The organism is Acetivibrio straminisolvens JCM 21531 (assembly GCF_000521465.1).
GTDB lineage: Bacteria > Bacillota > Clostridia > Acetivibrionales > Acetivibrionaceae > Hungateiclostridium > Hungateiclostridium straminisolvens.
On record NZ_BAVR01000088.1, the window covers coordinates 1 to 11,148 of the forward strand.

Annotated in this window: 5 protein-coding genes and 2 pseudogenes; all 7 read left to right on the plus strand. The window is 39.8% G+C overall.

Annotation, left to right across the window (positions count from 1 at the left end):
- The first annotated feature begins 409 nt into the window (after positions 1–409).
- The 7 genes and pseudogenes from JCM21531_RS15830 to JCM21531_RS15860 all read left to right on the plus strand — a co-directional run bounded on the left by JCM21531_RS15830 (position 410) and on the right by JCM21531_RS15860 (position 10,969).
- On the plus strand, positions 410–712 hold the full coding sequence (locus tag JCM21531_RS15830) for an AbrB/MazE/SpoVT family DNA-binding domain-containing protein (protein ID WP_038291290.1): 303 nt from the start codon (positions 410–412) through the stop codon (positions 710–712).
- Positions 712–1,095 (plus strand): type II toxin-antitoxin system PemK/MazF family toxin, encoded by a 384-nt coding sequence (locus JCM21531_RS15835; protein WP_038291284.1) that lies wholly within the window; start codon positions 712–714, stop codon positions 1,093–1,095. The genes JCM21531_RS15830 and JCM21531_RS15835 overlap by 1 nt, the downstream gene beginning before the upstream one ends.
- A gap of 346 nt (positions 1,096–1,441) precedes the next feature.
- A pseudogene (addB, locus tag JCM21531_RS15840) lies at positions 1,442–4,879 on the plus strand (helicase-exonuclease AddAB subunit AddB).
- A 29-nt stretch (positions 4,880–4,908) separates the two neighbouring features.
- Positions 4,909–8,664, plus strand: a pseudogene (addA, locus tag JCM21531_RS15845) (helicase-exonuclease AddAB subunit AddA).
- A 198-nt stretch (positions 8,665–8,862) separates the two neighbouring features.
- Positions 8,863–9,261 carry a helix-turn-helix domain-containing protein gene (locus tag JCM21531_RS15850; RefSeq protein ID WP_038291285.1) on the plus strand — a complete coding sequence of 133 codons (399 nt, stop codon included), beginning with the start codon at positions 8,863–8,865 and terminating at the stop codon, positions 9,259–9,261.
- A gap of 135 nt (positions 9,262–9,396) precedes the next feature.
- Positions 9,397–10,044, plus strand: coding sequence for an ImmA/IrrE family metallo-endopeptidase (locus JCM21531_RS15855; protein ID WP_279379101.1), 648 nt, complete (start codon positions 9,397–9,399; stop codon positions 10,042–10,044).
- Between the two features lie 55 nt (positions 10,045–10,099).
- On the plus strand, positions 10,100–10,969 hold the full coding sequence (locus JCM21531_RS15860) for a transposase (RefSeq protein ID WP_243467831.1): 870 nt from the start codon (positions 10,100–10,102) through the stop codon (positions 10,967–10,969).
- The last annotated feature ends 179 nt before the right edge of the window (positions 10,970–11,148 follow it).

The window sequence follows — 11,148 nt, forward strand, 5'->3', positions numbered from 1 at the left end:
AATTTTAGAATAGCATTAACATTAAAGTTACTTGCGAATCATAATATAAAGTAAAAAACTCCTTTGAAGATAGAATCTATTACTTAGCATTGTTCGTGAGCGTAAACTTGATTAGCGCAGGGTATGTCTAACTTAAAAGTAGTACGATCATGAAAAATCGGTTGAAAATAGTAGAAAAACTTTAAAATGCGCAAAAAGTTTAAAAAGTACAGAGTGTAAAAAATGTAAAAAGTGTATATACTTTTCAACCAGATAGGAGTGATTGTATGAATACACAAATGATTGTAAAAGAATACCGACTACACATATTTTTTATTGGCAACGAAAATTACGGGAAGAAGCCTGCTATGTACTAATAATATCAGAAGAATACACAAATAACGTACCTTTTTTATTTGAAGGTGATATAATGAATTCAAAGGAGTATTTTAAAAACGAGATTAATCAAACGAAGGAGGGCGATTGCATGTCTACAGTTATTGCCCAAAAGTGGGGGAACAGCATAGGAATGCGTATCCCGAAAGAAGCTGCTGACAGGCTGGGTATTAGTCAAGGTTACGAGATCGAATTGTATGCTAATGAAAACGAAATCACATTAAAACCAAAAAGAATACGAAAAAAATACACATTAGAAGAACTGTTGTCCCAAGTTACTCCTGAAAATCGGCATGAAGAGATTGACTTTGGAATTGAAGGACGTGAGTTGATTTAATGGAAAATATACCTGGAAGAGATGACTTAATTGTTTTAAATTTTACTCCACAAACCGGACATGAACAAGCCGGAAGAAGAAATGCTATTGTTTTATCACCTGAAAGATTTAATGAAGTAACAGGATTTGTAGCTGTTTGCCCGATTACCAGCCATAAAAAAGGGTATCCCTTTGAAGTGGAATTACCAAGCGAGGGAATAACTCCTGATAATGATGGTTACCCAATAAAAGGGGTTATTCTGACAGATCAAATTAAATCGTTGGATTGGAGGGCTCGTAATCTAAAAATATTAAAAAAATATAATCCCAATGATGCTCAAATTGAAAAAATAAATGCAATAATTGAGGAGTGCCTTGCGAAAATAGCAACATATCTTACATAGTTGCTTCTTTTTTTAAGAAAAGAGAATGTTTAGATTTTTGAATAAAAAAATTCTAAAATCTCCTTCTTGACAAGAATTGTAGAAGATGTTTAAGAAGGAGATTTTTATGACAATATTCATAAAACAATAATTCCCATAAATTCAAATAGTAGATATTGAAATCTATCGGATTATGTTGAAACAATAGGAGAAGATACAATTATCATAAATACTAAGCAGTTTGATTATTCTCTTGACAATAGCATGTAGTATTGAAAGTCAATAAAACACTTTATAGAAAATATATGATAGAATATACTCATAAATATTAAACAAAATCATTGTATGAGCATTGGAGTCGGAGCATATGAGTTTGAGGTTTATATATGGCAGGGCGGGCAGTGGGAAAACCCGTTTTTGCCTTGAGGAATTAAAATCAAAGATTAACGCTAAAGTCGCGCATCCCTTGGTTCTGCTTGTTCCCGAGCAGTTTACCTTTCAAACGGAGAAAGACCTTATCGGCGTACTTGGGACAGGGGGTATCCTCAAAACCGAGGTGCTGAGTTTTCGCCGAATAGCTTACAGAACATTCAATGAAGCGGGCGGTATTACCTATCCCCATATTCACCCTGCAGGTAAATGCATGATTCTTTACAGGATTTTGGATAAAATGAAGGGTAGCTTTAGAGTGTTTTCCAAAGCTGCTGACCGCCAAGGGTTTGTGAATACGTTGTCCACTCTTATTACTGAATTCAAAAAATATAATATTACACCTAAAGATTTGGAAAATGTGAGTAAAGAGCTTAACGAGGACAATCCTGTAAAAGAAAAGCTTACGGAGCTTACTCAAATATATGACCTGTTTGAAAAGACCCTTGAGGAAAGATACAGGGACCCGGATGATGATTTGGCTTTGGCATCAAAAAAGCTTGGCGAAACTGCCCTTTTTGACGGAGCTGAAGTCTGGATTGACGGTTTTACCGGCTTTACTCCTCAGGAATATGAAATAATAGGACAGCTTATGAGAAAAGCGCAAAGGGTTAACATCAGCTTTTGTACCGACTGCCTGGACGGCGGCTTAAATGATACCGACATCTTTTCATCAATTAAAACTGCATACAGAAAGCTTGTAAAAATGGCAAAGGAAGACGGTATTCCTGTGGAGCCCGTGGTTGTTTTGAATAATAAACCGTTGTTCCGTTTTAGCAAAAGCCCTGAGCTTTCTCATCTTGAGCAATATCTTTATGCATACCCGTATAAGACATATAATGAAAAAACCAAGGATATTTCCCTTTTTTCTTCGGTCAATATTTTTGCTGAAGTTGAAGCCTGTGCAAGAGACATTATCGGCCTTTGCCGCGACAGGGGAATGCGCTTTAGGGAAATTGCCGTGGTTGCCGGAAACCTTGACGGCTATGAGAAGCTGATTGAGGCTGTTTTTTCAGAATACGGCATTCCATGCTTTATTGACAGAAAGGTGGATATAGTTAACCACCCTTTGGTGCGGTTGATTATGTCCATGCTGGATATTTTCATTGAAAACTGGTCGTATGAAGCAGTGTTCCGCTATCTCAAAACCGGTCTGACCGGCATAGACCAAAAGAGCATAGACCGCTTGGAGAACTATGTCTTAGCCTGCGGTATCCGGGGCGGCCGCTGGACCGAAGAAAAAGAATGGAGAATGATTCCCGGGCTGATTCCAAACGAAAAAAGCCGTGAAGAAGTAAGGGAGCTGCTTGAAGACATAAATAGTATCAGAGCGCAGGTTTTGGCACCGCTCATGGAATTCAGGAAGAAAACCAAAGGCAAAAAGAAAGCCTCAGACTTCTGCGCAAGCCTTTATGACTTCCTTTGCACTCTTGGAATTCCCGAAAAAATTGAAGATGCTGTTGAGAAATTCAGAAAAAGCGGTAATCTAAACCTTGCCAATGAATATTCCCAGGTTTGGAATGCAGTGATGGATGTTTTTGATCAAACAGTGGAGGTCATGGGAGATGAAACCTTTGGAATTGAGAGGTTTGCCAATATACTTGAAATAGGATTTGGAGAATGCAAAATCGGATTAATTCCTGCGTCTTTAGACCAGGTGCTTGTAGCAAGCTTGGATCGTTCCAGAAGCCACGAAATCAAAGCTCTTTATATATTGGGAGCGAATGACGGCGTATTTCCACCTGCGGTAATAGAAGAAGGCATTCTTTCGGATCAGGACAGGGCCGTGCTTAGAAATGCGGGGATTGAACTTTCCAGCGATACAAGAACTCAGGCTTTTGACGGACAGTATTTGGTATACAGGGCATTGGCTATTGCCGGAAGTTATTTAAGAATCAGTTGGTCTATCGCAGACCATGAAGGAAGAACTTTGCGGCCTTCCTTAGTTATATCACGGCTTCGCAAGCTGTTTCCGAACATCACAGAGACAAGCAATATACTTCCATCTAATTCTGTATCGGAAGAAATGGAGCTTTTATCCGGAAATAGCCCTGCATTTAAGTCCATGGTATCGGCTTTGCGCCAAAAAGCGGATGGAAAAGAAATACAGCCTATCTGGCAGGAAGCGTACCGCTGGTTTGCTGCGCAGGATGAATGGAATCGGAAGTGTCAGGCAATACGATTAGCTTTCGAATATAAAAATTTGGCCCAGCCGATAAGCCGTGACAAAATTGCAGCGCTTTACGGAGAGCCGGCGGTTTCCAGTGTATCCAGGCTGGAAAAATATACTGCGTGTCCCTTTGCTTTTTACGTGCAGTATGGGCTTGGAGCAAAAGAAAGGCAAGTATACTCTTTGCGTCCGCCGGACGTTGGCACTTTCATGCATGCCGTCATTGAGAAATTTTCAAAGATTGTTTCCAAAGGGAATATTTCCTGGAGAGAATTTGACCGTGAATGGTGCTATGAAAAGGTTTCCGAAATTGTGGATGAAATGCTCGAGAAAATGCAAGGGTCGGGTATTGCAGCCTCAAGAAGATATATGGCCCTTGTCGTAAGGCTCAAGCGTGTAGTGGCAAGAGCTGTCTGGCTTATTGCCGAGCACATTCGAAGGAGCAGCTTTGAGCCGGTGGGATATGAAGTTGGCTTTGGGGAAAAAGAAAAGTATCCGCCAATTGTAATTGAGTTGATACGGGTGAGAAAATCCGGCTCACCGGAAGGATTGACAGGTGGATGCACTAAAAACTGAAGACGGCACTTATTTGAGGATAGTTGACTATAAATCGGGAAGCAAGGATTTCAAATTGTCGGATGTATTTTACGGTCTGCAGATTCAATTGATTACCTATTGGATGCTCTATGGGAAAACGGTGAAATGAATGAGGATAATCCGATAATCCCCGGAGGCATGTTGTATTTTAAAATTGACGACCCCATTATCAGAGGAAGCGGCAGAATGACTGAAGAAGAGATTGAAAAAGCCATTATGAAACAGCTCAAAATGAGAGGCCTTCTTTTGGCGGATGTGAAACTGATAAGGGAAATGGATAGGGGCATTGAAGGAGCTTCCATGATTATACCTGCTACTGTCAATAAAGACGGAGGGCTCGGAAAGAATTCTTCTATAGCCACGATGGAGCAGTTTAAACAGCTTCGCAAATATGTAAGAAAACTTTTGAAGGATTTGTGCGGCGAGATTATGAAGGGAAATGTGCCCATAAAGCCATATAAAAAGAAGGGGACCACGTCCTGCAAGTATTGTAGTTTCCTGCCTGTGTGCCAGTTTGACACTACGATGAAGGAAAACTCTTTCAGAAATTTTTACGACAAAAAGGATGATGAAGTATGGAGTCTTATGGCACAGGAGGAAGAAAAGTAATGCATTTTTAGTAAAGGTGGATATATAAAATGAGTGGAAAGACCATTTGGACCGACGAACAAAGGGAAGCCATTACCGGAAATGAAAAGAATCTCTTGGTTGCTGCGGCGGCAGGTGCGGGAAAAACTGCTGTGTTGGTGGAGAGGATTATCCGGAAAATCACCGATGAAGAAAACCCTGTGGACATTGACAGGTTGTTGGTGGTTACCTTTACCAATGCAGCCGCCACCGAAATGAGGGAAAGGATTGGAGAGGCTATCTCCGAGAAATTGGAGGAGAATCCAGGCTCGGCCAATATTCAAAGACAACTTACGCTGCTGGGGAAAGCAAGTATTACCACCATCCATTCCTTTTGCCTGGAAGTAATACGCAGCAATTTTCAGCAAATCAACATAGACCCGGGTTTTCGAATTGCCGATGAAACCGAAAGCCAGCTTATGAAATTGGAAGCCTTGAATGAAGTGTTTGAAGAGCAGTATGAGAATGAAAACACCGGCTTTTTTGAGCTTTTAGAATGTTACGGGGGCAACAGGGACGATAAAGAGCTTCAGGATATGGTGCTGAATCTGTACAACTTTATCCAAAGCAGTCCATGGCCTGGAGAATGGCTGGAAAAAATGACGGAGTGCATGAATGTACCCGAAGGAACGGATTTTGGGAAGACTCTTTGGGGCAGGGTACTTTTGCAATCGGTAAAGACTGAACTTGAAGGCTTGAAGGAAATGGTATCCCGGGCGCTGGAGATATTGAAAGATGCTTTGGGACTGGAGAAATACCAAGCTGTATACATGGAGGATTTGGCCAATATTGAGGCCATGCTGAAGCTGTTAAATGAAGACAGCGATATGCAATGGGACAGGACTTTTAATGCGCTTCAAGGCATTGAGTTTGCGGTACTGCCCCGTTGCGGCAAAGGGGTTGACAAGGATAAACAGGAAATTGTAAAGAAAATCCGGGATGATGTAAAGCAAAGTATAAAAAGGCTTCGGGAAAAAGTGGTTACATCTGTTTCGAATGACATTAATAATGATATGAAAGTCTTGTATCCTAAGATGAAATGTTTGGCAAGCCTGGTGGAGCAGCTTGCGGGAAAATATGCAAAAAAGAAGAGCCGAAAATCTGTGGTGGATTTTAATGACCTGGAGCATTTTTGCCTGGAAATTCTGACGGAGAAACAGGAAGACGGAAGTATACTGCCTTCCAAAACGGCCATTTTATACAGGGAGAGGTTTGAGGAGATTTTGGTAGATGAATACCAAGACAGCAACCTGGTACAGGAGGCTATCATCAATATGATATCCAAAGGTGATGATAAAAGCCCCAGAGTGTTTATGGTCGGGGATGTCAAGCAGAGCATTTACCGCTTTAGGCAGGCAAGGCCCGAGTTGTTCCTGGACAAATACAACATGTATTTTCCGGACAAGGGAAATCCATCGAGGAAAATACTTCTTTTTAAGAATTTCAGAAGCCGCAGGGAAGTAGTTGATGCTATCAATTTTCTATTCAAACAAATTATGTCGGTTGGTGTGGGGGAGCTGGACTACACCGATACCGAAGCTTTAAATGCCGGAGCGGTGTTTGATGAAAACGAAAGAGAAGATATGACGGTCGGTGGAGAGGCGGAGCTTCATTTGATTCAGACGGATGGGGTAGATTATATTTCTGCAGGTGAAAATGAAGGTGAGGAAGGACAGAAAGATGAGGGCGAAGAAGAGGATGAGGAAATGCTGGACAATGTCCAGTGTGAAGCAAGGCTGGTGGGCAGAAGAATCCTTGAGCTGATGAAGCCGGATGAAAATGGGAGGTATTTTTGCATTTTTGACAAGGCAAAAGAGGAGTATCGCAGGGTTGAATACCGGGATATTGTAATACTTCTTAGAACTACAAGGAACTGGGCGGAGGTTTTTGCTGATGAACTGTCCGTGATGGGAATACCGGTTTTTGCCGATACCGGAACAGGATTTTTTAAAACGGTGGAAGTCCAGGTAATGCTTTCACTTCTGCAAATTGTTGACAATCCTTTGCAAGATACTCCCTTGCTTTCGGTGTTGCGTTCTCCGATTGCCGGATTTAGCACCGATGAGCTTGCGGAATTGAGGATTGCTGACAAAAGAGCGCTTTTGTTTGATGCATTAAATAAACTGGCGGAGAGTGGGCAGACAGGTGCGGCAAGAAAAGCTTCGGCATTTCTTGAGAACCTTCAGAAATGGAGGGAAATGTCGCTGTATATGTCCACTGACCGGTTGTTGTGGCAGCTTTACAACGACACCGGTTATTACAGCATTGTCGGAGCAATGCCTGCAGGGGAGCAGCGGCAGGCAAACCTTAGAATATTGTATGAGCGGGCCCGGCAATTTGAAGAAACCAGCTATAAAGGATTGTTCAATTTTATAAACTTTATTGACAAATTAAAAAGCAGCAGGGGTGATATGGGAAGCGCAAAAATCTTAAGTGAGAATGATAATGTGGTGCGTATCATGAGCATCCACAAAAGCAAGGGACTGGAGTTTCCGGTGGTGATCGTTGCCGGCTGCGGAAAGAAATTTAATCTTCAGGATATGAACAAGACCATCCTTTTGCATCATGAACTGGGTTTCGGTCCGGATGTGGTGGACCACAAGCTGAGGCTGTCATGGCGTCGATGGCAAAACAGGCTATAAGGGAAAAAATTAAAGCCGAAACCCTTTCGGAGGAAATGAGGATACTTTATGTTGCCTTGACGAGAGCCCGCGAAAAGCTTATCATCACCGGTGCTGTCAAGGATGTATCCAAAACTGTGGAAAAGTGGCTGGATTCTGCATCTGTCCAAGAGAGCAAGCTTCCTGTCTATGATATGCTGAAAGCTGCCAATTACCTTGATTGGATTGGACCTGCGATTTTGAGGCACAAAAGCTGCAGCGGACTTCGGGACTGTATGGAAGGTACCGATTTCCGAGGTCAGCTCATTGATGACCCTTCGGTTTGGAGCATAAAGATATGGAGCAAAGGCGATGTACAAAGCGGAAAGATCTTAGAAGAGCAGGAAGAAAGTGAATTTGTGAAGTGGCTGGACAGCTTGGAGGCGGAAGGAGAGCCTTCGGAATATGCAGAAGAAACAGCAAGAAGGCTAAGCTGGAGTTATCCTTACATTAAAGCTTCCAATGTGCCTGCAAAGGTTTCGGTGACGGAGCTGAAAAGGCGTTATAACGAGATGGTTTCGGAAGATGCAATGGCTTTTCCGGAGTATCTGCCGGCTTTGGTAAAGAAGCCGATGTTTCTGGAGGAGAAGAATGGCCTAAGCTATGCCGAGAAAGGACAATACTCCACTTTGTCATGCAGCACTTGGATTACGATTGGGAGGATATTGAAGCCCAGATTGAAGAAATGGTGGCAAAAGATTTGTTGACACCTCAACAGGCACAGAGTGTGGATGCAGATAGAATCCGGCGTTTTCTAAATTCCCCTCTTGGAAAGAGGATGCTGGCCTCAAAAAGCATAAACCGTGAGGTGCCGTTTAATATTGAGATACCGTGCCATGAGCTGTACAGGGATATGAAGATGAGGACTGTCACGGTGAGACACTTCTTCTGCAGGGAGTTGTCGACTGCTATTTTGAAGAGCCGGACGGTATTGTGCTGGTGGATTACAAGACCGATTATGTGGCTCCGGGGAATGTTGAGACGATTTACGAAAGATACAAGGTGCAGATTCTTTATTATGCCAGGGCGCTGGAGATGCTCACCGGAAAGAAGGTAAAGGAGAAGTATATATATCTTTTTTGGAATGGCAAGGTTCTGGAGTTTTAATAGAGAAGTACCATTAAAGTAATGTTTCAATCTGTTCTTTATTGAACTAACGAGGTTTAGTTGACAAATGCATATATGTATCATATTATAATATAATCATAAGTCTTTTTTGAATTATCTAGATGTTTTAATTTAATCATTTTCCATAAATTGAATTGAAGTATCAAATTATGATACAATATATAAGGAGGGATTAAAATGACTGATACTATGCAGAATTTGTTTATACAGAATTTGAATAAGTATATTAGCCATTATGGGATTAAACAGGCATTTATAGCGAAACATGCCGGACTAGAAAAGAATAAGTTATCGCGAATTCTTAACGGTGCTCAGTCAGTTACGTATGAAGATATGCAAGCTATATCAAATGTTTTGGATAAAGATATAAGTTATTTTTTTCAGGAAAAGCTAGAATTAGCAAATTTGGATTATAAAGACTCAACTTCGATAGCGTTCTATATGGGAGCTGTGGATGAAAGCAAAGAAAAGTTAGCTAATCAGGTTTTTGATTTATTAGAGTATATGGATGCAATTTTTGCGATTTGTAAGAAATTGCAAAAAGATGCTTTAGAGGTTTTAGACTATGGATTTTAACAGATTTAAAGAGATTATTATAAAAAACAGAGTATATATCGACAGTGTAAAAGAGACTCTTAAAGTTTTCCACGACAGGTTCAGTGGGATGGAAATATTCCGAAGATAATAAAAGAAATTGGTGAAAAACTGGATGTGCTAATTTTCCAAGTCCCATTGGCTGACAGTGACTTTGGAGCTGTTTTTTTAGATACAGGCTATAACAAGTATTTGCTGCTTAATTCAAGTCAGCCAAGAAATAAAATGTACTTTTCTTTTTGCCATGATATATACCATATCCTAAGTGGAGTACCGGGATACATTAATGAGAAAAGAGAAGTCCATTTTAATCAAGATTACATTTCCAATGATAATGAGAGTAAGGCAAACCTTTTTGCAGCAAACTTGTTGATGCCTGAAATAGAGTTTAAAAAAATGTACGACTTATATATGACTGACAATAAAGATATTGAAAAAACAGTTGTAAAACTAATGAACTATTTCAATTCCCCGTTCGTTGCGGTTTTAATACGTCTTTATGAATTAGAAATACTAAAAAAAATTGAGGATGTCAAAGGAATGTTGAAGTATGGGGATAATGAAATTAGAGAACTATTTGATTTCTTATGGCTGGACAGTGACATACTTGAGCCAACATACAAAGATGAGATGCCTTTTGTGTTGAAAAAGCTGAAAACCGAGGGAGCCGATTTAATAGAGAAGCAACTTCTATCTGAGTACAATTATAACCGGATTATTGAAGGCATAAATAAAATATATTCGGATATAAGGAAAAAAGAGTAGTATGGCCAAAAAGTATCAAGAAGTACCTTCAAATTTCAGCTCCTTCGAAAGCTATATGATACATAAAAAAGATGAAGTGGTTAATGAATTTATCAATGCAAAGCAATATTTTTTCTATGATACATGTTCTATTTTACATCATTCGAATTCGCTGAATAGAAAGACAATTATCAATTATTTGAAAAGCAAAGCTGATGTAATAGTTGTAACCAGGACGGTATTAATGGAATTGACTGCTAATTCTTTTGAGTTGCATCCTCTTCAAGTTCAATATTTGAGGGAACTAAACAGCAGTGGCTTTAAAGTTATTCTTTTTGATGAAGAAATAATATATGATTGCCTAAAAGAAGTTTTTAATATTAGCGCTGAAAATGCTAACAAATTATTGGGATATGCTATTAAAGAAGTATGTAAATACAAGATGAATATAAGTGAAATTGTTGAGAATATGGACAAGCGTATGGCTGTTAAGCTTAAAAGTACAAATCCGGGAAACAGGGAGTTGTTCAGTATTTTTTTTCGGCATGCTAGGACACAGAAAAGCGAAGGAGACAGCATGGCTGAAGAGTTAATTCTTATCTGCATAATAGTCCTCACAAGAATTTCTTGGGGACGGTATTTTTTAATAAGTGATGATATGAGAATAAAACCGCTAGTAATAAGCGTAAATGACTATATTTTAGAACACCACGGAAGAAAAGAGCCTTATCAACTGACAACATCGTCGTTAGTGTATAAAATGTACAAGGATAATATACTAACCGACAAAGACGATATGATTGAAATTATGAAAGCAGCTTTTAAAGGAAATGTTAATGTATTTTATGTTGGCGAATATGACATTGAGCAAAGATACGAGTCTTTTAAGTGTGAAAATTTGATTGACAGGCTTCTAAAAGAAAAAGATTTTAAAATAATATATTAGCAAATTTCCAATAGAGCGAGGTGTTATTCTTGAACATTTTAGATAAATATAGCGAGATGAGTATAAAGAAATGGAATGATTCCCCGCAGGAAAACAACAAGTAATATAGTAAAAATTATTAATGTTGGGGTTGCGTAAATGGATTATTTTAGAATAGAACTTCTGGACCAATATTGGGG

What these genes read in the sequence shown, in the direction of transcription:
- JCM21531_RS15860 (WP_243467831.1), top strand. Translation starts at nt 10,100, where the DNA reads ATGATACATAAAAAAGATGAAGTGGTTAATGAATTTATCAATGCAAAG.
- JCM21531_RS15835 (WP_038291284.1), top strand. Translation starts at nt 712, where the DNA reads ATGGAAAATATACCTGGAAGAGATGACTTAATTGTTTTAAATTTTACT.
- JCM21531_RS15830 (WP_038291290.1), top strand. Translation starts at nt 410, where the DNA reads ATGAATTCAAAGGAGTATTTTAAAAACGAGATTAATCAAACGAAGGAG.
- JCM21531_RS15850 (WP_038291285.1), top strand. Translation starts at nt 8,863, where the DNA reads ATGACTGATACTATGCAGAATTTGTTTATACAGAATTTGAATAAGTAT.